The sequence below is a fragment of the Pseudomonas neustonica genome (assembly GCF_003797945.1).
In the GTDB taxonomy this organism is placed as follows: domain Bacteria; phylum Pseudomonadota; class Gammaproteobacteria; order Pseudomonadales; family Pseudomonadaceae; genus Halopseudomonas; species Halopseudomonas neustonica.
In genome coordinates this window covers 420,165-440,181 of record NZ_RKKU01000001.1, presented here as the reverse complement: position 1 = coordinate 440,181, position 20,017 = coordinate 420,165, and the positions used below count along the sequence as shown (strand labels likewise).

The 20,017-nt window shown below is 56.8% G+C and carries 22 protein-coding genes; 3 read left to right on the top strand and 19 right to left on the bottom strand.

The features are described 5' to 3' along the window. Positions 1-138 precede the first annotated feature (138 nt). The gene (locus EF096_RS02165) at positions 139-1,455 is read left to right on the top strand and encodes an MFS transporter (RefSeq protein WP_123887952.1); all 1,317 of its coding nucleotides are present in this window, start codon (positions 139-141) and stop codon (positions 1,453-1,455) included. 10 nt (positions 1,456-1,465) lie between these two features. Here EF096_RS02165 and EF096_RS02160 read toward each other — a convergent pair whose 3' ends face one another. From EF096_RS02160 to ccmA, 10 genes are all read right to left on the bottom strand, one after another. Continuing rightward, positions 1,466-1,828, bottom strand: coding sequence for a SpoIIAA family protein (locus EF096_RS02160; protein WP_158611225.1), 363 nt, complete (start codon positions 1,826-1,828; stop codon positions 1,466-1,468). A gap of 200 nt (positions 1,829-2,028) precedes the next feature. After that, complete coding sequence (gene ccmI / locus EF096_RS02155; RefSeq protein ID WP_123887950.1) at positions 2,029-3,234, bottom strand: c-type cytochrome biogenesis protein CcmI; 1,206 nt, start codon at positions 3,232-3,234, stop codon at positions 2,029-2,031. Next, on the bottom strand, positions 3,227-3,706 hold the full coding sequence (locus tag EF096_RS02150; RefSeq protein WP_123887949.1) for a cytochrome c-type biogenesis protein: 480 nt from the start codon (positions 3,704-3,706) through the stop codon (positions 3,227-3,229). The genes ccmI and EF096_RS02150 overlap by 8 nt, the downstream gene beginning before the upstream one ends. Continuing rightward, positions 3,703-4,257, bottom strand: a complete 555-nt coding sequence (locus tag EF096_RS02145) for a DsbE family thiol:disulfide interchange protein (RefSeq protein WP_123887948.1) — start codon at positions 4,255-4,257, stop codon at positions 3,703-3,705. The genes EF096_RS02150 and EF096_RS02145 overlap by 4 nt, the downstream gene beginning before the upstream one ends. Next, a complete protein-coding gene (locus EF096_RS02140) occupies positions 4,257-6,224 on the bottom strand; it encodes a heme lyase CcmF/NrfE family subunit (protein WP_123887947.1) in 1,968 nt (655 codons plus the stop codon). The genes EF096_RS02145 and EF096_RS02140 overlap by 1 nt, the downstream gene beginning before the upstream one ends. A gap of 12 nt (positions 6,225-6,236) precedes the next feature. Next, positions 6,237-6,701, bottom strand: coding sequence for a cytochrome c maturation protein CcmE (gene ccmE, locus EF096_RS02135; RefSeq protein ID WP_123887946.1), 465 nt, complete (start codon positions 6,699-6,701; stop codon positions 6,237-6,239). Continuing rightward, positions 6,701-6,868 carry a heme exporter protein CcmD gene (gene ccmD, locus EF096_RS02130; protein ID WP_123887945.1) on the bottom strand — a complete coding sequence of 56 codons (168 nt, stop codon included), beginning with the start codon at positions 6,866-6,868 and terminating at the stop codon, positions 6,701-6,703. The genes ccmE and ccmD overlap by 1 nt, the downstream gene beginning before the upstream one ends. Beyond that, positions 6,865-7,608, bottom strand: coding sequence for a heme ABC transporter permease (locus EF096_RS02125; protein WP_123887944.1), 744 nt, complete (start codon positions 7,606-7,608; stop codon positions 6,865-6,867). Before EF096_RS02125 ends, ccmD begins: the two co-directional genes overlap by 4 nt. A 19-nt stretch (positions 7,609-7,627) precedes the next feature. Further along, positions 7,628-8,293: a heme exporter protein CcmB gene (gene ccmB / locus EF096_RS02120; protein WP_123887999.1), complete on the bottom strand. Its 666-nt coding sequence runs from the start codon at positions 8,291-8,293 to the stop codon at positions 7,628-7,630. Positions 8,294-8,301: 8 nt separating this feature from the next. Beyond that, entirely contained in the window at positions 8,302-8,937 is a 636-nt protein-coding gene (gene ccmA, locus EF096_RS02115) for a cytochrome c biogenesis heme-transporting ATPase CcmA (RefSeq protein WP_123887943.1), read from the bottom strand. Between the two features lie 179 nt (positions 8,938-9,116). Here ccmA and EF096_RS02110 point away from each other — a divergent pair, with 179 nt between their 5' ends. Both EF096_RS02110 and EF096_RS02105 read left to right on the top strand, forming a co-directional pair. Further along, entirely contained in the window at positions 9,117-10,859 is a 1,743-nt protein-coding gene (locus EF096_RS02110; RefSeq protein WP_158611224.1) for a flagellar hook-length control protein FliK, read from the top strand. Beyond that, positions 10,859-11,191, top strand: a complete 333-nt coding sequence (locus tag EF096_RS02105; RefSeq protein WP_123887941.1) for an EscU/YscU/HrcU family type III secretion system export apparatus switch protein — start codon at positions 10,859-10,861, stop codon at positions 11,189-11,191. The genes EF096_RS02110 and EF096_RS02105 overlap by 1 nt, the downstream gene beginning before the upstream one ends. Positions 11,192-11,234: 43 nt before the next feature. On the opposite strand, the gene EF096_RS02100 is transcribed toward EF096_RS02105, so the two are convergent. The 9 genes from EF096_RS02100 to EF096_RS02060 all read right to left on the bottom strand — a co-directional run bounded on the left by EF096_RS02100 (position 11,235) and on the right by EF096_RS02060 (position 20,006). Then, positions 11,235-11,642, bottom strand: coding sequence for a DUF2802 domain-containing protein (locus EF096_RS02100; RefSeq protein WP_235869598.1), 408 nt, complete (start codon positions 11,640-11,642; stop codon positions 11,235-11,237). Further along, positions 11,642-12,121, bottom strand: a complete 480-nt coding sequence (locus tag EF096_RS02095) for a chemotaxis protein CheW (RefSeq protein WP_123887940.1) — start codon at positions 12,119-12,121, stop codon at positions 11,642-11,644. The genes EF096_RS02100 and EF096_RS02095 overlap by 1 nt, the downstream gene beginning before the upstream one ends. A gap of 89 nt (positions 12,122-12,210) precedes the next feature. Beyond that, entirely contained in the window at positions 12,211-12,969 is a 759-nt protein-coding gene (locus tag EF096_RS02090; protein WP_123887939.1) for a CheW domain-containing protein, read from the bottom strand. A gap of 100 nt (positions 12,970-13,069) precedes the next feature. Beyond that, positions 13,070-13,864 carry a ParA family protein gene (locus EF096_RS02085; protein ID WP_123887938.1) on the bottom strand — a complete coding sequence of 265 codons (795 nt, stop codon included), beginning with the start codon at positions 13,862-13,864 and terminating at the stop codon, positions 13,070-13,072. Between the two features lie 86 nt (positions 13,865-13,950). Continuing rightward, positions 13,951-14,808: a flagellar motor protein MotD gene (motD, locus tag EF096_RS02080; protein WP_123887937.1), complete on the bottom strand. Its 858-nt coding sequence runs from the start codon at positions 14,806-14,808 to the stop codon at positions 13,951-13,953. A 12-nt stretch (positions 14,809-14,820) separates the two neighbouring features. Continuing rightward, positions 14,821-15,561 carry a flagellar motor protein gene (locus tag EF096_RS02075; RefSeq protein WP_123887936.1) on the bottom strand — a complete coding sequence of 247 codons (741 nt, stop codon included), beginning with the start codon at positions 15,559-15,561 and terminating at the stop codon, positions 14,821-14,823. Beyond that, positions 15,561-16,667 (bottom strand): protein-glutamate methylesterase/protein-glutamine glutaminase, encoded by a 1,107-nt coding sequence (locus tag EF096_RS02070; protein WP_123887935.1) that lies wholly within the window; start codon positions 16,665-16,667, stop codon positions 15,561-15,563. Before EF096_RS02070 ends, EF096_RS02075 begins: the two co-directional genes overlap by 1 nt. A 137-nt stretch (positions 16,668-16,804) precedes the next feature. After that, on the bottom strand, positions 16,805-19,036 hold the full coding sequence (locus tag EF096_RS02065) for a chemotaxis protein CheA (RefSeq protein WP_123887934.1): 2,232 nt from the start codon (positions 19,034-19,036) through the stop codon (positions 16,805-16,807). Positions 19,037-19,211: 175 nt separating this feature from the next. Next, positions 19,212-20,006: a protein phosphatase CheZ gene (locus EF096_RS02060; RefSeq protein ID WP_123887933.1), complete on the bottom strand. Its 795-nt coding sequence runs from the start codon at positions 20,004-20,006 to the stop codon at positions 19,212-19,214. Positions 20,007-20,017: the final 11 nt, after the last annotated feature.

Sequence of the window (20,017 nt, the reverse complement as noted above, 5' to 3'; positions counted from 1 at the left end):
CCCATTTTTACTCACTATGCTGCGCAAAGAGAAGCCCCGCGCGGCAAAACAAGCATGATTGGCACTGCTAGCCAAGCGCCGACAACTGCGGCAAACTCTTGCGCCGACGTCGATAGCCACCGGAGAAGACCGCGCACCATGTCACTGGAACCTGATCTTAACGGCCTGTACAGCAAGCTGATGAATGAAGAAGATGCGCGCGTGTGCAAGGATATCCCGGACGGTGCCTGCACCAACGTGCCGCAGAACTTCTTCCGGCAAGTGCTGGCCAACACCCTGACCAGTCTTGGCGACACGCTGACCAACCCGAAAACCACCCTGGCCTGGCTGATGGGCGTGGTGGGCGCGCCGGTGGCGCTGGTAGCCTGGCTGGTGCCGATCCGCGAATCCGGCTCCATGCTGCCGCAACTGCTTATTGCCTCCTATGTGCGCCGCTTCAAGTATCGTAAAGGCACCTGGATACTCGGCAGTCTGCTGCAGGCTGCAGCCCTGCTGGCGATGGGCGCGGTCGCTTGGGCGACTGAAGGTGCCTTGGCTGGCGGCCTGATCATTCTTTGCCTGATCATCTTCAGCCTGGCACGCGGCCTCTGCTCTGTCGCCAGCAAGGACGTGATTGGCAAGACGGTTCCCAAGACCCGTCGTGGCCGCCTCAATGGCCTGGCCAGCAGTCTGTCCGGGTGGGTCGCGCTGGCCTTCGGTGTCTACTGCCTGATCTGGCCACCTCAGGATGATGACATGCTGTTCTATGCCGTCCTGCTTGCCGCCTCGGCTCTGCTCTGGGTACTCGCGGCGCTGGTCTATCAAACAATCGATGAAGCACCTGGGGCAACGGACGGTGGCGGCAATGGCATCAGCGAAGCTATTGGGCGCATCAGCCTGCTGCGCGATGACAAAGCCTTTCGCCGTTTTGTCATAACCCGTGCGCTGCTGCTGTGTTCGGCGCTATCCGCGCCCTATTACGTCATTCTGGCGCAGGATATCAACGCCGGATTTGGCATGCTCGGCGCTTTTCTGGTGGCCAACGGCCTGGCGAGCAGCTTGAGCGCAATGGTCTGGGGGCGGATGTCGGACACATCGAGCAAGCAGGTGATGATTCGTGCCGCCTTTATGGCCAGCCTGCTCGGGCCGCTGGTGATTGCCCTGCATGAGCTATCGGTACTGCCAGATAGCCTGCAGGCCTGGCTGTTTCCTGTCGCTTTTTTTATTCTCGGCATTGCCCATAGCGGCGTGCGCGTGGGCCGCAAGACCTATGTACTGGATATGGCGGGCGGCAGCAAACGCACGGATTACGTCGCGGTAGGCAACAGCGCTATCGGCCTGATTCTGCTGGCAACCGGCTTGTTCGGCTTGCTCAGCTCGCTCATCGGCGCGAGCGGAATGCTACTCCTGCTCTCAGGTATCGGCCTGCTCGGAGCGCTGCTGGCGTTCACCCTGCCAGAGGTGCAGCAAGACTGAACTCAGGCGCTCAACCGGCCTGCACCCAGTCGCGCGCCTCGTCTGTTTGATCAGACCGAAACACACGCACATCAATCGAGCTGAACAGCGTATCCGCCAGGCTAGCCATGGTTTCCATCCAGCGCTTATCGGTGACCACTGCTTCACGCTCGAAACGGCTCCAGTGACTGAAGCCATACTTGATGTCTTTATAGAAAGCTTCCACGGTGATGCCGTCAAAGCTTGGCATCTCGACATACAGCCTGACCTTGTCGTGTTTTTCTAGCGCGACCTCAATCAGCGCTATGGCCTGGTCCAGCACCTCAGTGGTGACTTTGCTTTCAATACGAAAACCAACCACCCGGTCGTCGGCAAAGGGAATTGAAACCAGCATCTCCCACCTCTCCTGCCTGCTAAACAGGCTGTCAGCGGCAGAACCCATCAGCCGCTTTGGTTGCCAGCGCCCGCCACGCGGGAGCTGGTCTCAGGTAACACAGATATTTTGACTGACACACTAACGTGAGGTTCACGCAAAAAAAATCGCCCTGCCGGTATCCGACAGAGCGATCATGGGCGCCGCGCAGTTAGCCCGGGTTAGTCAGCGGCCTGGTTGATAACCAACTCCAACTGCTCACCACTGCCAGCATGCACATCATCCAGCCGTCCCAGATGAGTGCCTTGGCGAGCATCACCTGTGGGCGAAACACGCGCCACTACTTCCAGCGTCTGTTCAGCGCTGAGCGTGACGCCGGGCAACATGGCATCAGCCTGGGTCAGGATAATATCCAGTGGCAACTGGGATAGCGTCAGCCGCTTGGCGATAAGCGGCATGGGTGGGCCATTGGGCTCACGAGCGAAGACGAACACACTGGCGTTGGGATCCAGCTGTGCCATCAGCTCAGGCGCTACGCTAACCCTGAGGCTGATTGACGGCCCTTCATCCACTGCTGCCGGCGGCGTACCACCCGCGGCTGCGAGACGCTCGCGAGCACGATCGATACCGCCCTGAATAGCCTCGACTCCTTGACTGCCCGGCTCAGTTGCCTGCAGCAAACGCTGCCAGTAGCCAATCGCGCCTGAATAGTCGCCGCCCTCAAATGCAGCGATGCCCAGCAAGCCCAAGGCAGTCGGGTTATTGGGTTGCAGCTCCAGGGTCTTGTCCAGCGCAGCCACCGCTTCTGGATCAAGCTGATTGCCATTGGCGAAGTAACGCGCCTGGGCCAATTGCGCCAATACATCTGGCGCTTCGCCCAACTGGTTCAAGCTATTGCCAAAAGCTTGAACAGCGTCGGCTGGACGCTGCGCGCTCATATAGGCACGACCCAGCATATACCAGGCTTCGCCGTTGGTTGGCTGTACTTCAACCACCCGCTCGGTACGATCGATCAAGGCTTCAACGCTGCTCACTTGTGGGGTGTCCTGCATTTCGCGGTACAGCGCCAGACCGTCCGGATTACCCCATGCCTGATACAGGCCGACAACCGCCAGCGGCATTACCACCGCCGCCAGCAGCAATACACCTTTGATCCCCCGAGTTAACGGGGCACGCTTGGCATCGGCTGCAGCAGTATCTTCCAGCAGCAAGCGACTGGCCTCCTGCTGGGCACTCTGTACCTGCGCCTCGGTCAATTCACCAGCGCGCTGTTGTGCCTGCAGTTCAGCCACTCGCTCTTCGTACAGCGCGACATTCAGCGCAGTACGATCAACCCGCTCATTGCTACGTCTGCGCCACAACGGCCAGACGACGACTACCACCGCCAGTAAAACCATGGCGGCGGCTATTAACCAGAAATCAATCATTTTGACTCTTCTTTTCTTCCAGCAGTTGATCCAGCCGTTGTTGCTCTTCACTGGTCAAGATAGTGTCCAGCGGGTCTTTAGCAGCACGCTGACGGCGGCGAACCAGCATGAACACCGCCAGAAAACCCGCGAGCAGGAAAAACACCGGGCCAAACCAAAGCACCAGGGTTTCGGCGTTCAACGCCGGTCGATAACGCACAAAATCGCCATAGCGCGCGACCATGTAATCGACCACTTCCTCATCACTGCGGCCGTCTTCCAGTAACCGATAAACCTCGTTACGCAAGTCATGAGCGATAGGCGCATCCGAGTCCGCTATGTTCTGGTTCTGGCACTTGGGGCAGCGCAGCTCGCTACTGATGGCGTAAAAGCGCTCGCGTTCCAGCTCCGAGGAAAATTCAAAGGTATCGACTGCTGCCTGCGCACTGAGTAGCACAGCACCCAGGGTCAGACCTGCCAGCCAGCGCTTCATGGTTTCACCTCATCAACCAGTGCCTGATAACGAGCAGCAAGTTCGCGCTCCCAGACCTTCTCGTCGATCACCCCAATGAACTTGTAGCGAACAATCCCTTGGGCATCGATGAGAAAGGTCTCGGGGGCACCGTAGACGCCCAGATCAAGACCTAAACGGCCATCGGTATCACTGATATTCAACTGGTAGGGGTTGTGAAAATCACGCAGCCACTTCTGCGCAGCGGCGTTGTCATCCTTGTAGTTGACGCCATGAATAACCACGCCTTGCGCAGACAGCTTGTTCAACACCGGATGCTCAACTCGGCAAGCGACGCACCAGGTAGCCCAGATGTTGACCAGCGCAGGCTTGCCGAGCAAATCATCGCGTGACACGTGTTGCTGCGCATCCTGTACCGATGGCAGATTAAATGCGGGAAACGGCTGATTGATGAGCGGAGAAGGTAGCGTCAATTCGTTCTTGCCCTCCTCCTTACTCAGCAGGTCGCGCAAAAAGAACCCAGCCAGCACCAGAAACAGCAGAAAGGGAACAATCAGTAATAGCCGGCGCATCAGACAGCCTCCTCGGCATTGAGCGGCGCTGACTTGCGCTGCCGCACTTTCAGGCGGTAGCGCTTGTCGCTGGCCGACAGCAAGCCGCCCGCCATCATCAGCAAGCCGCCCAGCCACACCCAGCGCACAAACGGCTTGATGTGCACGCGGATGGCCCAGGCATCGCCTTCCAGCGGCTCGCCCATGGCAACAAACAGATCACGGGTGAAACCGGCGTCGATACCCGCTTCGGTCATCACCTGATTTTTTACTTTGTACAAGCGCTTCTCCGGATACAGCATGGTGACCTGACTGTCGCCTTGCATCACCCGCACCCGCCCCTGATCAGACACCCAGTTGGAGCCCTCACGGTGCTGCACACCCTCAAAGACAAACTCATAACCGCCCAGCTCAAGGCTGTCGCCCGGCGCCATACGCAGGTCACGCTGATTATCGAACAGGCTGGCACCGATCACCCCGACCGCACACACAGCGATACCCAGGTGCGCCAGCGTCATGCCCCAGTAACTGCGCGGTAGCGCACGCAAGCCCTTGCGCAAACCCTTGTTGCGCGTCTTGTGCAGGATGTCGCGCACACTCGCGCCAGTTACCCAGAGCACCAGCAGCAGCATGCTGCCAACGGCGAACAGATGATCACCAATCCATAGCGCGATGCCGACGGCGCCGACTGCTGCCAGTAACAGCACCCACTTCAACTGGCCGGTTAGCCAACTCAACGGCGTTTCTTTCCAGCGGCTGAGAATACCCGCGCCCATGGCTAACATCAGAATCGCCATCAGCGGCAGGAACATGCCATTGAAGTAAGGCGGACCCACCGATACCAGACTGCCAAAGGCCGACATGATCAGCGGATAAAGCGTACCCAGCAGCACCATCAGCGCCGCAACCACCAGCACCAGGTTATTGACCAGCAAGAGTGCCTCACGCGAGTTCCAGGCGAAGCCAATCTGGCTTTTAACCACCGGAGCACGCAGGGCGTAGAGCAACAGTGAACCGCCCACCACAACCAGCAGGAAGCCAAGAATGAACACACCGCGCTCAGGATCGGTCGCAAACGCATGCACCGAGGTGAGCACGCCGGACCGCACCAGGAAGGTACCCAGCAGACTCAGCGAGAAAGCGGCAATGGCCAGCAGCACCGTCCAGCTCTTGAACACACCACGCTTCTCGGTCACTGCCAGCGAATGGATCAGTGCAGTACCCACCAGCCACGGCATGAAAGAGGCATTTTCTACCGGGTCCCAGAACCACCAGCCACCCCAGCCAAGCTCGTAATAAGCCCACCAGGAGCCGAGCACGATACCCAGACTCAGAAACGCCCAGGCGACGATGGTCCATGGCCGTGACCAGCGCGCCCAGGCGGCATCCAGACGACCGCCGAGTAGCGCAGCAATAGCAAAGGCAAAGGCAACCGAAAAGCCCACATACCCCATGTAGAGCATCGGCGGGTGCACGATGAGTCCAAAATCCTGCAACAGCGGGTTGAGGTCATTACCATCTGCTGGATGAAACGGCAGCTGACGATCAAAGGGGTTGGAGGTCATCAACATGAAGAGCAAAAAGCCAACACTGATCATGCCCATGATAGACAGCACGCGGCTCAACATATCTTCGGGCAAATCGCGCGAGAAGATCGCCACCGCAAAGGTCCAGGCAGAAAGAATCAGTGCCCACAACAGCAAGGAGCCTTCATGGCCGCCCCATACCGCGCTAACCCGGTAGTACCAGGGCAGTGCAGAGTTGGAGTTGAGTGCTACATAGGTCACGCTGAAGTCGTTGCTGACAAACGCCTGCACCAGACACAGAAAGGCGAAGAATACAAACAGGCACTGGGCCATGGCCGCTGGTTGCGCAAAGCTCATGGCCAGCGAGTCACCCCGCCAGGCGCCATACAGCGGGACCGTTGCCTGCAGCAGCGCCAGACATAGGGCAATAATCAGGGCAACTTGCCCAAGCTCGGGAATCATACGATCTCCACCTCAGTAATTGCTGGCCGGGGCGCCATCGGCAGCCTTCTTGGCCTTGGCGTCATTCATGGCTTTGGCCACTTCAGGCGGCATATACTCTTCATCGTGCTTGGCCAACACCTCGTCAGCCTGCAATACGCCCTCGGCATCCAGCCGACCCAGCGCCACTATCCCCTGCCCCTCACGGAACAGGTCAGGCAGAATACCGCTGTAAGCGATAGTTACGACGTGCGTGCCATCGGTAACATCAAAGTGCACATCCAGACTATCTTTGGCGCGTGTCAAACTCCCCTCGACAACCATACCGCCGGCGCGAATACGGGCGTCACCGGGCACCTCGCCAGCCACAATCTGACTGGGCGTATAAAACAGATTGATGTTCTGCTGCAGGGCCGACAGCGCCAACGCGACAGCCGCTCCCACACCAATGATCACCAGCAAAATCAAAATCAGGCGTTTTCTTCGCAACGGATGCATTACATACCCTCCCGCCGACGTCGGCGTGCTTCAGCCTGAACCAACCGACGCTTTCCCAGTATCGGTGGCAGGAACAACAGAATCAGAACCGTCGCCGTAATCCCGTAGGCAGACCAGACATACACACCATGACCACCCATCGCCAGAACATCGGGCAAATTGCTCATGAGCTTTTCTCCAGAATCTCGCGGACCCAACGCGCCTTGTACTCACGGCGGAGCACTTCAAGACGCATGCGCAGCAACAGGTTGAGCGCAAACAGGCCGTAAAAAGCGATCACCATCACCAGCAGCGGCAACCACATTTCCGGTGGCATCGCGGGCTTTTCAGTCATGGTAAACGTGGCCGGCTGATGCAGCGTATTCCACCAATCAACCGAGTATTTGATGATCGGGATATTCACTACACCAACAATCGCCATCACCGCAGTAGCCTTGGCGGCGGTATCCCGATTACTGATCGCCATGCGCAGCGCAATAATCCCGAAGTACAGAAATAGCAGAATAAGCATGGACGTCAGGCGCGCATCCCATTCCCAATAAGTACCCCAGGTCGGCTTACCCCAGATTGAGCCAGTGATCAGCGCCACGAAGGTCATCCAGGCACCAATGGGCGCCGCGCACTGCAGCGCTACATCAGCCAGCTTCATGCGCCAGACCAAGCCGACTATGCCGGCCACAGCCAGCATCATGTAGCATGATTGCGCCAGAATAGCGGCAGGCACATGGATGTAAATGATGCGAAAGCTATTGCCCTGCTGGTAATCCTCGGGCGCATAAAACAAGCCCCAGACAACGCCAATAGCCAACAGCAACACACTAGCCAGCGCAAGCCACGGCAGCAGTTTTCCGCTGATCTCGTAGAACCATTTGGGCGAGCCCAGTTTGTGAAAAAATGTCCAGCTCATTCGCTGTCAGTCTCCGCGCCTATTCACTCACGCCAATTCGCAAACCTGCTGCTATTGCCAGTGGCGCCAGGCTCAAAGCCAATAACGCCAGGCAGCCAAGCCAGAGCAGATAACCCAATACCGGTAACCCCTGCAAAGCAGCGTCCATCGCACCCGTACCAAGAATCAGCACGGGGATATAAAGCGGTAGTATCAACAGTGCCAGCAGCATGCTGCCACTGCCTTTCAAACCGACGGTCAGTGCTGCGCCAATTGCGCCCAATAAACTTAAAACGGCGGTGCCTAACAAGAGCGTGAGGCAGAGTGTTGGCATAACCGACCAGGGCAGCGCGAGCATCAAACCCAGCACCGGCGCCAACAGTACCAGTAACAGGCCACACATCAACCAATGATGCAGTACTTTGACCAACACCAGCAGCGTCAGTGGGTGTGGTGACAGCACCCACTGCTCCAACGAGCCATCTTCAAAATCACTGCGAAACAGGCCATCCAGAGACAATAAGGTCGCCAGCAACGCCGCTACCCAGATAATGCCCGACGCCATGCGCTGCAATAATTGTGGCTCCGGCCCGACCGCCAATGGGAAAAGGGTAATGACCATGGCAAAGAAAATGAGCGGGTTGAGCAAATCGCCGGGGCGGCGCCAGGTCAATTGCCATTCGCGTTTGAGTAACAGCCAGATCATCTGTCGCATCAGTTGACCCGCCCCAGTTCCAGCCGCCGCACGCCGGCAACATGCGCCAGACTATGGTGGGTCGTTAGCACCACAGTGCCGCCGGACGCGGCAAAGCTCATAATGTGCTGCTCCAGCGTGAGCACGCCAGCCTGATCCAGCGCGGTAAAAGGTTCATCGAGAATCCATATCGGTGCGCCCGGCAAATACAAACGTGCCAATGCAACGCGGCGCTGCTGGCCGGCAGAAAGCTGGCGACAGGGCACATCCTCAAAACCGCGCAGCCCCACCTGATCGAGCGCCTGCCAGATAGCCTCGCTACTGACCGGCCGGGTCAATGCGCAGAGCCAGCTAAGGTTTTCTTCCGCTGTCAGCGCAGACTTCACGGCGGGAGCATGACCAATATAGAGGAGATTGCGGCGCCAATACTCTCGACCGCTACCGGACAGGATACTCTTTTCGGCAAAGCTGATATCGCCGGCGGTAGCGGGCATCAAACCCGCCATAATGCGCAGCAGGCTGGTTTTACCCGCGCCATTCGGGCCCGCAACCTGCAGGACGTCTCCTGGCTGCAGACAGAAGGAGACCGCGGAGAAAAGCTCACGCTCATCCCGCTCACAGGCCAGCTCGATGACGTCGATCTGCTGCTTGCTCACCGCTACTCCAGACACAGGCTATATCGCACCGATACCATTGCGTTCATGATTACGGCATGCTGGCCGCTATACTCAATGCAATAGCCGCCAGAAGCGGGCTTAAGAGCCCGTTCTCAGGGGCGCCATTATACATGCCCCCCTTGCCCGGGGGACCTCGATTTACATCAACATGTGACAACATGAGCCCGGATTTTCGCCTACCGCCAACCAGCACTATAACGCCCAGCGCGCCAACCACGCCTGTTGCGGCGCCGAGCGCGCGTAGCGCAGAGGCAATCAGTGTGGCCTTACAGCTGTTGCGGCCAATTGACGCACTGCAACTTGGCGCTGGCGCCAAGGTACCTGCCGAAGTGGTGCAAAGTAACCCGAGCACCAGCACTGGCGGACAGTTTGATGTGATGCTGCGCATCGCACGCGCTGACACCGGAGTCCCGGCCACGCTGCAGACGACCAGCCCGCAGCCGTTCACTACCGGCACCCAGGTGCTGATTCAAGCGGTGAGCCAAACGCAGCTTCTGGCAGTACTGCAACCGAGCGGCACCGCAGCCACCACTGAGCCACTCACTCGCCTGGACCCTACTCAATTTCCGCCAGGCAGCGCAGTACAAGCCAAGGTACTGAGCCAGCAACCCGTTAACGACGCTGCGGGCAAACAGGTTGCCTTTGCCCTGCTGGCCAAAATCATTCAAGGCGCCGGTATGGGTAACCTGTTGAAGCTGACCAGCAATCAACCGGTAGAGCCCGGCACTCAGCTCAATGCCAGCGTAGGAGCACAAGGTGAGTTACGCGTACTAGCCAGCGGCGCTCAACAGCGCCAACTGGATTTGCTGCAAGGATTACGTGACACCTTGCAGAATCAAGCGTCCAGCGAGCCACTGCTGAAACGCCTGGATCAGCTGCAAGCGTCACCACGCGGGCTGCCCGCGGTGCCAGCCTTGCATCAGGCAATAAGCAATGTGCTGCAGCAGATCACCACACCGCAACAACTAACCACCGCTAACGGCGTCGCCAATGCAATAAAGCAGAGCGGCCTGTTTCTCGAACCCAATCTCGCCAAGCTGGCTGACTCTCTGATCGCTCAAGCCACCGCCAAACAAGATATCGGGCCCGCTGGCTCCGGGACCACAGACGCTGGCAGCCAACTAAATACCGCAGCGCAGCGAATCATGCCCGCACTGGATAAACTACTTCCTCTACTGTCAGGTCTTTCAACGCCGCCCGGAACACACGAGCCCCTGGCCGGCGTCGACCTCAAGGGCACCCTGGTCAGTCTATTGATCAACCTGCAGCAACAGTTGCCGCCCAGCAGCCTGAACGCGCTAAATCCCCCTCAAGGGCCATGGCAGCAAGCCAGCCAGGCGGCCACGCAACAGCAGCTCAAGGCTGGCTTGTTTCCCCTGCCAACCCGCGCCTTGCAAGCACTGGGAGAGGCCAATGATCTTGGCAGCCTGTTGCGCCTGACGGCGGCCCTGCTGTCACGAATACAGCATCATCAGCTTCAGAGTCTGGGGCAAACCCAGAGCTTTTCCGATGGCAGCACACAGACGACCTGGCAGCTGGAAATTCCGCTGCGCGACGGCCATCAGTTCAGCCACGTACAAATGCGTATACAGCGCGACAACCCGCCGCCCGATGCCAAGCAACAGGCCGAACCAGTAGCCCAATGGGAAGTCAGGCTTTCATTTAACCTGGATGAGCTCGGCAGCATGCAAGCTATTGCCAGGCTGCGAAAAGACAAAGTTAGCACCGAGTTTTGGGCCGAGCGGGCGGAGACCCTAAGCCTGCTGGATACACAAATGTCCGAGCTGCGCGACCGGCTGCTGGCAAAAGGATTGGACGTAGGTGAACTGAGCTGCCATCGCGGTTCCCCGCCACCACCTCGCCAAGCATTGCAGCAAACCTGGATTGACGAGGTAACCTGATGAGCAATTCACGTGAAGCCATCGCCCTGGTTTACGACGGGGAGAAAGCGCCGGTACTCACCGCCAAAGGCGAAGGCGAACTCGCCGAACAGATTATTCAGCTCGCTTTAGACTACGAAGTTCCCATCTACGAGAATGCGGACCTGGCTCGGATGCTCACGCAACTGGAGTTGGGCGACCAGATACCTGAGGCACTCTATCGCACCATTGCGGAAATCATTGCTTTTGCCTGGTACCTGAAGGGAAAACGCCCAGCGGGATTCGACCCCGATGGCGGCCAGCCGAAGCCCAAGCAGCTAAAACATGATCAGCCGAATCAGGGCTCAAAATAAGAATGCTGTAACAAGCTACCAACGGGATGGTGAAAGCCTGCCCTCAATTACGTCCGACGCCGTGCAGCTTTACGAAAAGCTCTGCTTCCGACTTGGAAAGCCCGCACGATTGAGTAAGGTCTTCTATGCTAGCGCCCATACCAACCAGGCGAGCGGCCTGGCTATAGGGCAACGACTGCGGGTCATGGGTTTCCAACTTGAGCTGCTTGTCTTCCAGCCGCTTGAGCTGCAGCCGCAGTGCCGTCAGCTCCTCACCCATACGAATACTGCCCTGTTGAAAAGTCGCAACATCACGCGACAGCTGCTCCTGGCGCAGACGGAGCTGCTCTGACTGGAGCCGAACTTCCATCGGCAGAGCACGAACCTTGGCGAACAGCACAATCAGTGCAGCTACAACCAGGCCCAGGACACTGCCGAGCAACAGCACTAGCCAAGGTTCATTCATCGCCATCAAAATCCGGACAGTTCAGCCCACTCATCCTCAGTCATCATCTTTTCGAGATCGACCAGAATCAGCAGTTCATTGTTCTTGTTGCATACACCCTGAATGAACTTGGCAGACTCATCGGTACCCACATTAGGCGCGGTCTCGATCTCGGATTGACGCAGATAAACCACCTCGGCCACGCTATCAACCAGAATACCCACCACCTGCTTGTCAGCCTCGATGATCACCACACGCGTGCTGTCAGTAATAGGTGCAGGCGTCAGTCCAAAACGTTGGCGGGTATCAATAACGGTAACAACGTTGCCACGCAGATTGATGATACCCAACACATAGGATGGCGCACCCGGAACGGGGGCAATCTCGGTGTGGCGCAGCACTTCCTGCACCTGCATAACATTGATGCCATAACTCTCGTTATCCAGGCGGAAGGTAACCCATTGCAGGATCGGATCTTCACTACCTTGTCCCGAATTATTTTTCATTATCTTGCTTCCCGATCATCGTTGATAGCGATCCAGCAGCCTGGGACGCCGGATGTTGGTTCTGACTCAGTAGCCAGAAGCCAGTGTAGTTATCCTAATGCTGGCGATGCGGCATTACCAGATTTCTGCGCGGCAACACCCTTTACTATCAGGCTAGCCAGCGCAGACACATCCAGCAAGGCACACATATGATCAATCACGGTACCGGCCAACCAAGGACGTTTGCTTTCTTGCGAACGCCATTTAATCTGCTCCGGTTGCAACCGAATGGATTGATGCACACCGTGCACGGCCATCCCCCAGTCATAACCCTCTACTGAGATGACAAAAGCCAGCCTGTCCTTCAATTCCTCACTGTAACGCTCCGGCATGACCCAACGTGCGGTATCCAGCACCTTAAGATTGCCCGCCTGGGTCGCCATTATGCCCAGGAACCAATCGGGCTGGCCAAACAATGGCGTGATTTCGGTATCCAGCGGGTAGATGGTGCCCAATGATACCAGCGGCACTGCGAGCTTTAAGCCACCCACATCAAAGAGTAAGGCTTCAAAAGACTGCTCGCGCCAGGCCGCGCTGGCTGCCGGCACAGGTATAGAAGTCTCTGGTTCTGGCTGAGACACCGCTGGCACAGATTCGACAACTGACGGCGTATTGTCTCGCAGGCGCTGGGGGGCCTCTGCTTTGCGGGCCTCTACCACGGGCACAGGCGCGGCCTGAACAGGCTGAACGCTAGGATCAACTTCAACTCGCGCGAGTTCCTCTGCCGCATCCTGCAGCAGCGCATCCAGATAATGCTGAATGGTTTGTTCCGGCACGAACTCCTGCACCGGCAATCTGGATTTACTCATAACACCTGCGTCGTCATTAGTTTGTCTGAAGCCTCAGCAATTGCTGACCTTAACAGTATATCGGCGGCGAAGATTAAAGCATTAGCCAACCTGACCGTGTTCAGGCTACCTGCTCGCTTCGCGACAGGCTCTGCGCCAGTAAATAACGCAGGAGCGCGCGATAAGCCAAAACACCGCGCGCGCTGCTATCTAGCTGCGAAGGCACCAGACCAGCCAGACTGGCGTCGCGCAATTTGGTATCAATCGGGATATAAGCCTGCCAAAGCTGGTCAGCATAATCGCGCCGCAACATGCGCAACGTGCTGAGCGAGGCCTGAGTACGACGATCAAACAAGGTAGGAACGATGGTATAAGGCAGCGCCTGTTTTCGTGACCGATTGACCATGTTCAATGTGTGCACCATACGCTCCAGGCCCTTAAGAGCCAGAAACTCGGTTTGCACCGGAATAATCAGCTGCTCACTGGCCGCCAAAGCATTGATCATGGACACACCCAACAACGGTGGACTATCAATAATTACAAACTGGAAATCGTTCCACAGCTGAGCCAGCGCGCGAGAAATAACCAGCCCGTAACCGCCCTGTGCCGCAGACTGCCGCTCTAACGTCGCCAGCGAAGTACTGGAGGGGAGCAGCTGAATATTGGGATGCGAGGTATCAAGCAACAACGCCGATGCCAAGCCTTCAGGCACCTGCCCATTGTGCTGAAATAAATTAAATACGCTACTGGTGAGCTGGTCAGGGTCATGCCCGAAATAACTGGTCATAGAGCCGTGGGGATCAAGATCCACCACCAGCACACGCTGCCCCTGGTCCGCCAAAAGCCCGGCCAACGCTACAGCAGAGGTAGTCTTGCCCACCCCACCCTTCTGGTTGGCTACTGCCCAGACTCTCATAGCTCACCTCCGGGGGCATTCCTGTTCGGATAGACCCGATGACACGTGATAAACGACAACATTTTGACTATCCAGATCTATTACAGCTAAGGAGTAGAGTTCGATGCAGAACCCGTGCCAGATGAATTAACCGTGTTCACAGGTGCCGCAACGTCACTACGGGCCTCACGCATTGCATTGACGGAGCCCGGCTCCCCGCCGTAAGGCTCATGCCGTTTATCGAGAAAACGAGAGACCAGCAACACGACCCTACGATTCGCTTTTCGGCCTGCTGCAGTCGTGTTATCGGCAACTGGCCTAAATTCACCATAGCCTACCGCAGCCAAACGGTCAGGATTGACACCGCCATTGCTCAGCATGCGCACCACACTCGCGGCCCGCGCTGCAGAAAGCTCCCAGTTAGTCGGGTAGTTGCCAGAACGCATGGGGACATTATCGGTAAAGCCTTCAACATGCACCGGATTTTCGTAGGGCGCCAGTATGTCGGCGATCCGGTCCACCAGACCAAATGCAGCATCCAGTGGTAAAGCATCCCCACTAGGGAACAACAAACCCGAACTCAGCTCGATTTCAACCCAGAGCTCGTTACCACGAACCTCTAGCTCACCGGATTGAATCAGCTCACCAAAGGCCTGCTGCATTGCCTGCGTAATATCCTGCAGCGCGTCGCGTCCATCAGCCTGCTGTCCCGCCTGGGTTCCGCTGTTGTCCTGGGTGCCAACCCCGCGCGGCTTCTCTTGTCCAACCTGGATGGGGTCTATTGCCCGCGGAGGTTGGTTGAACGCGCCCTCCAGGGTGTCAGACAGCACTTTGTACTTGCCTTCATTAACCGAGGAAATGGAATACATAACGACAAAAAAAGCGAACAACAGCGTGATAAAGTCAGCGTAGGAAACCAGCCAGCGCTCGTGATTCTCATGTTCTTCCTGACGACGTCGCCGCATTACTCTCTCCAGCTAGTCCAGGAAGCCCTCGAGCTTCATTTCGATGGAGCGCGGGTTCTCCCCTTCAGCAATCGACATAAGGCCTTCGAGTAGCATTTCACGGTACCGAGACTGCTGCATCGCTACCGCCTTCAACTTGTGAGCTACCGGAATCAGAAAAAGATTCGCCAGAGCAACACCATAGATAGTTGCGACAAAAGCAACGGCAATGCCAGAGCCCAGCATTGACGGATCAGCCAGATTACCCATTACATGAATCAGCCCCATTACGGCGCCAATAATACCAATGGTTGGCGAGTACCCACCCATACTTTCATAGACTTTGGCCGCCATGAGATCGTGGTTTTCGCGAGTCATCAGCTCGACCTCGAGAATACTGCGCAGCGCCTCAGGCTCACTGCCATCAACCAACAACTGTAACCCTTTACGGGCATAAGGATCCGACTCGACATCAGCCAGTGCCTCCAGCCCGAGCAGGCCTTCCTTACGCGCTATCGTGCTCCAGTTGATAATCTGACTAATTCCCTCACGCAAACGACTTGAGGGCGGGAAGACAATCCAGCGCAGAATAGCCAGCGCACGCTTGAAAACCGTCAAGGGTGTCTGAATGAAGGCAGCGCCCAGGGTGCCCCCGATGACAATCAGCGCGGCAGGGGCGTTCAGCAAAGCGGAAACGTGACCGCCTTCGAGATGATTACCACCGATAATGGCGACGAAAGCCAGGATGATGCCGATGATGCTGAGGATATCCATCAGCCAATCTCTGCCAGATAACGCCCAATCTCATCCAGACTGTAAACACCGTCGGCAAGATTAGCCTTGGCAATAGCCATAGGCATACCGTAAATAACGCAACTGGCCTCATCCTGCGCCCAGACCGCACTGCCGGCCTGCTTGAGCATGCGCGCGCCCTCTCGGCCATCAGCGCCCATGCCAGTCAGTACCACTGCCAGCACCTTGTCTTGAAAAGCCTTGGCAGCCGAGCCAAAGGTGACATCGACGCAAGGCTTGTAATTTAGCCGCTCGTCACCAGGGAGAATGCGTACAACGCCACGACCATCAAGCATCATCTGCTTGCCGCCTGGCGCCAACAGTGCCTGGCCAGGACGCAAAATATCGCCATCCTCGGCTTCCTTCACGGAAATACGACATAGCTTGTCAAGACGCTCCGCAAATGCCTTGGTAAAAGCCGCAGGCATATGCTGAATAAGCAACAAAGGAGCCGGGAAGTTACTTGGCAGCTGGGTCAGCACCTTCTGCAAGGCAACGGGGCCACCGGTAGAGGTACCTATAGCGACCAGCTTGTAGCTGCGCTTGCGCGGCGCCGGGCTACTGCGCGGTGCGGCGACAGCCGGTTTCGCAGCAGTCGTTGACCCCGTCACGGGCCGAGCAACACTACTACTGGTATGGCTGGGAGCAGGGCTCGCTACCGGAGTAGAACTGAGACCCAGCGATCGACGATTGGTGCGGGCAAGTGCGTTAACGCGATCGCACAACAACTGCCGGACCTTGTCCGGGTTGCGAGAAATATCTTCGAAATTTTTGGGTAGATAATCGGCGGCGCCAGCATCAAGGGCATCAAGACTGACACGAGCACCTTCATACGTGAGCGAAGAGAACATGATCACCGGCGTAGGACAGCGCTGCATGATCTCCTTGACCGCGGTGATACCGTCCATCACCGGCATCTCATAATCCATGGTGATAACGTCTGGCCGCAGCGATAGCGTCTGCTCAATAGCCTCCTTGCCATTGGTTGCTGTGCCCACAACCTGGATCTGCGGGTCGCCCGCGAGAATTTCCGTCACCCGGCGGCGAAAAAAACCTGAGTCATCCACTACCAGAACCTTGACCGCCATACCCTCTCCTGAGCCCGCGTCGCCAATCGGTGAAACTACTGTGCGCCTTTTTCCTGAGCACCAACAACTGCTTGTTGCTTCAGCTCATCATGGCCACAGTAGGCGGCAGATGCGGTTGAAACAACAAGCTAGCGCTATTATGTGCGCCGTGCGTAACGATTAAGCAGGCTGGGAATATCCAGAATCAACGCGATACGTCCATCACCCGTAATAGTCGCACCCGCCATGCCCGCAGTACCTTGCAGCATACGACCCAACGGCTTGATAACAACTTCTTCCTGGCCGACCAATTGATCGACCACAAAACCGACTCGCTGAGTACCTACCGACACTATCACCACACTGGCCGCTGAATGATCACTGGTATCTTCAACACCAGGCATCAACCAACGCTTGAGATAGAACAGCGAGAGCGCCTTGTCACGAACGATGATGACTTCCTGACCATCAACGACATTGGTACGTGACAAATCAAGACTGTAAATTTCATTAACACTGACCAGCGGCAGCGCAAAGGCCTGATCTGCCAGCATTACCATCAGGGTTGGCATGATCGCCAGTGTCAGCGGCACCTTAATCGCGATACGCGAGCCTTGGCCCTTGGTAGACTCGATATTGATCGTGCCGTTGAGCTGGGAAATCTTGGTCTTAACGACATCCATGCCAACACCACGACCGGAGACATCGGATATCTCGGTCTTGGTTGAAAAGCCGGGCGCCAAAATCAGGTTGAAGCACTCGCTTTCAGTCAGGCGATCGGCTGCATCCTTGTCCATCATGCCTTTTTCAACCGCTTTGGCACGAAGCACATCAGGATCCATGCCGCGACCGTCATCGACAATAGTCAAGAGTATATGATCGCCCTCTTGCTGTGCAGCCAGTACCACCTTACCCGTGCGCGGCTTGCCAGCAGCCTCGCGCTCGGCGGGCAGCTCAACACCATGATCCACCGAGTTGCGCACAAGGTGAACCAACGGGTCTGCCAAGGCTTCCACCAGGTTTTTATCGAGATCGGTCTCTTCGCCAATCAGTTCAAGGTTTATTTCCTTTTTCAAGCTGCGCGCCAGATCACGCACAACCCTGGGGAAACGACCAAATACTTTTTTGATCGGCTGCATGCGCGTCTTCATGACGGACATCTGCAAATCAGCTGTGACTACATCTAAATTACCCACAGCCTTGTTGAGCTCTTCATCGCCGCTGCTCAAACCCAGGCGCACCAGACGGTTACGAACCAGCACCAACTCGCCAACCATATTCATGATCTCGTCGAGTCTGGCGGTATCGACCCGCACTGTAGTTTCTGCCGTCGAAGCAGGCGCTTCGACAGCCGGTGCTGTCTTCGCAGCGCTGGCGGCTGGGGCTGGCGTAGCAGCCTTGGCAGCTGGCTTGGGCTCAGGTTTGCTCGGTGTAGCCGCAGCTTTGGGAGTGGACGTGACGGGCGCTTGCTCAGCAGCATCCTGCTTGCCGGGCGCCGCACCGTGGCCGTGGAGCTGATCGAGCAAAGACTCGAATTCGTCGTCGGTTATTTTGTCAGGATCGGCAGGCCCGGACGCTGCTGGTGCTTTTGCTGCGCCTGACGAGCTCTGTTCCTCTTTACCAGGCGCAGCGCCCTTACCGTGCAGCTCATCCAGCAAGCTTTCAAACTCATCGTCTGAGATATCATCGCCATTGCTAGCTGCAGCCTTGGCAGCAGCGCCTGTCGGCGCTCCACCTTGGCCATGCAGCTCATCCAGCAAGGCATCGAACTCGTCGTCGGAGATCTCATCGCTGCCAGTGGATACAGCTGCGGGCGGAGCTGCAACTGCCGGAGAAGCCGCGGGCGTATCCCCATGCAGCGCATCAAGTAAAAGCTCAAACTCGTCGTCGGTTATGTCACCTTCGCCGCTGGCAATGCTCTCAACTGCTGCAACGCTTGGCGGCGTCGATTCAGGCTCTGCGACCGGAGCCGGAGATGGCTCAGCAACAACATCGGCACTGGCTGGCTGCGCTAATGCTGCCAGCGCATCAAGCAATGCCGGCTCTGCAGGAGTGGGGTCTTGTTGATTGCGTACTTGATCAAACATCACGTTGACTGCGTCAAGCGCCTGCAGTACCACGTCCATCAAGTCGGAGGTAACAGGACGCTCGCCCTTACGCAGAATATCAAACACGTTTTCCGCGATATGGCAGCAGGCTACCAGGGCATCGAGCTGCAGGAACCCAGCACCACCTTTGACGGTATGGAAACCGCGAAAAATGGCATTGAGCAGTTCCTTGTCTTCGGGACGGTTCTCCAGCTCAACCAGCTGCTCAGACAAAAGTTCGAGAATTTCACCTGCCTCGACCAGAAAGTCCTGGAGAATCTCTTCATCCGCATCGAAACTCATGCACCCACTCCCCTCGGGCGTGTTAACAGTAAACGGGCATACGTCGGGCGCTAATAGTGCTGCTTGCACGCAGTCCGTTGTTATCAGTCGTCAATCCGGAACCAGAAAACCTAACCACTCTACATTCTGCCTGACTGCAACCAGCACGCTGCGCGCTGGCGTTTATCTGTAGGAGTCAGAATCCCAAGCTGGATAGAAGGTCGTCGACTTCATCCTGACCGGATACAACGTCTTCTCTTGTATCGGCATGAATCTGCGGACCTTCACCCTTAGTTGTAGGTTTTTTTGTCTCGCTGACTGTTTCGGTATGACTTACGCCGGTAATACGGTCAACTTGACCGGCCATACGCACCAGGTTGAGCAAACTCTCCTCAACGTCATGCACCAGTGTAATTACCCGCTTGATTACCTGACCGGTCAAATCCTGGTAATCCTGTGCGATCAGAATATTATTGAGATCGCCCGACACATCGGTGCTGATAGTCTCGACCTTGTCCAGAAAGTCATCCATGCGCTTGTATAGCTCACGAAACTCATCAGCGGCCATTTCGCGGCGCTGCAACCGCTGCCAATCAGCACGCAGTGACGTTGCTTCCGCACCCAAACCAGAGACCTTGGGCGCAATATTTTCGACCAGATCCATAGTACGGTTAGCTGCTTTATCAGTCAGCTTTACGACGTAATCCAAACGATCAGAGGCGTCAGAAATCTTTGAGGTGTCGTTGACGTCATCCAGCGCGTGAGTGGTATCGATCTGGAAGTTGACGATGGAATTGTGCAGTGCTCGGGTCAGCTGCCCGACCTCATGATAGAGGCCGCGATCACGCGCCTGATTGATTGCGTGGATCACCAGCAGGGCTTCAGCAAAGTCGCCTTGCTCTAAATGATCGACCAGTTGGCGCGCGTTATCCTTCAGGGAATGTTCAAATTCCTGAGCAGTCGCCTGGCCGGGATCCTTACTTAACGACATAACCTGTACCC

Bases quoted from the DNA above. Each gene is read 5' to 3' on its own strand.
- EF096_RS02165 (WP_123887952.1), top strand. From the start codon at position 139: ATGTCACTGGAACCTGATCTTAACGGCCTGTACAGCAAGCTGATGAAT.
- EF096_RS02160 (WP_158611225.1), bottom strand. From the start codon at position 1,828: ATGCTGGTTTCAATTCCCTTTGCCGACGACCGGGTGGTTGGTTTTCGT.
- ccmI (WP_123887950.1), bottom strand. From the start codon at position 3,234: ATGATTGATTTCTGGTTAATAGCCGCCGCCATGGTTTTACTGGCGGTG.
- EF096_RS02150 (WP_123887949.1), bottom strand. From the start codon at position 3,706: ATGAAGCGCTGGCTGGCAGGTCTGACCCTGGGTGCTGTGCTACTCAGT.
- EF096_RS02145 (WP_123887948.1), bottom strand. From the start codon at position 4,257: ATGCGCCGGCTATTACTGATTGTTCCCTTTCTGCTGTTTCTGGTGCTG.
- EF096_RS02140 (WP_123887947.1), bottom strand. From the start codon at position 6,224: ATGATTCCCGAGCTTGGGCAAGTTGCCCTGATTATTGCCCTATGTCTG.
- ccmE (WP_123887946.1), bottom strand. From the start codon at position 6,701: ATGCATCCGTTGCGAAGAAAACGCCTGATTTTGATTTTGCTGGTGATC.
- ccmD (WP_123887945.1), bottom strand. From the start codon at position 6,868: ATGAGCAATTTGCCCGATGTTCTGGCGATGGGTGGTCATGGTGTGTAT.
- EF096_RS02125 (WP_123887944.1), bottom strand. From the start codon at position 7,608: ATGAGCTGGACATTTTTTCACAAACTGGGCTCGCCCAAATGGTTCTAC.
- ccmB (WP_123887999.1), bottom strand. From the start codon at position 8,293: ATGATCTGGCTGTTACTCAAACGCGAATGGCAATTGACCTGGCGCCGC.
- EF096_RS02110 (WP_158611224.1), top strand. From the start codon at position 9,117: ATGAGCCCGGATTTTCGCCTACCGCCAACCAGCACTATAACGCCCAGC.
- EF096_RS02105 (WP_123887941.1), top strand. From the start codon at position 10,859: ATGAGCAATTCACGTGAAGCCATCGCCCTGGTTTACGACGGGGAGAAA.
- EF096_RS02100 (WP_235869598.1), bottom strand. From the start codon at position 11,642: ATGGCGATGAATGAACCTTGGCTAGTGCTGTTGCTCGGCAGTGTCCTG.
- EF096_RS02095 (WP_123887940.1), bottom strand. From the start codon at position 12,121: ATGAAAAATAATTCGGGACAAGGTAGTGAAGATCCGATCCTGCAATGG.
- EF096_RS02090 (WP_123887939.1), bottom strand. From the start codon at position 12,969: ATGAGTAAATCCAGATTGCCGGTGCAGGAGTTCGTGCCGGAACAAACC.
- EF096_RS02085 (WP_123887938.1), bottom strand. From the start codon at position 13,864: ATGAGAGTCTGGGCAGTAGCCAACCAGAAGGGTGGGGTGGGCAAGACT.
- motD (WP_123887937.1), bottom strand. From the start codon at position 14,808: ATGCGGCGACGTCGTCAGGAAGAACATGAGAATCACGAGCGCTGGCTG.
- EF096_RS02075 (WP_123887936.1), bottom strand. From the start codon at position 15,561: ATGGATATCCTCAGCATCATCGGCATCATCCTGGCTTTCGTCGCCATT.
- EF096_RS02070 (WP_123887935.1), bottom strand. From the start codon at position 16,667: ATGGCGGTCAAGGTTCTGGTAGTGGATGACTCAGGTTTTTTTCGCCGC.
- EF096_RS02065 (WP_123887934.1), bottom strand. From the start codon at position 19,036: ATGAGTTTCGATGCGGATGAAGAGATTCTCCAGGACTTTCTGGTCGAG.
- EF096_RS02060 (WP_123887933.1), bottom strand. From the start codon at position 20,006: ATGTCGTTAAGTAAGGATCCCGGCCAGGCGACTGCTCAGGAATTTGAA.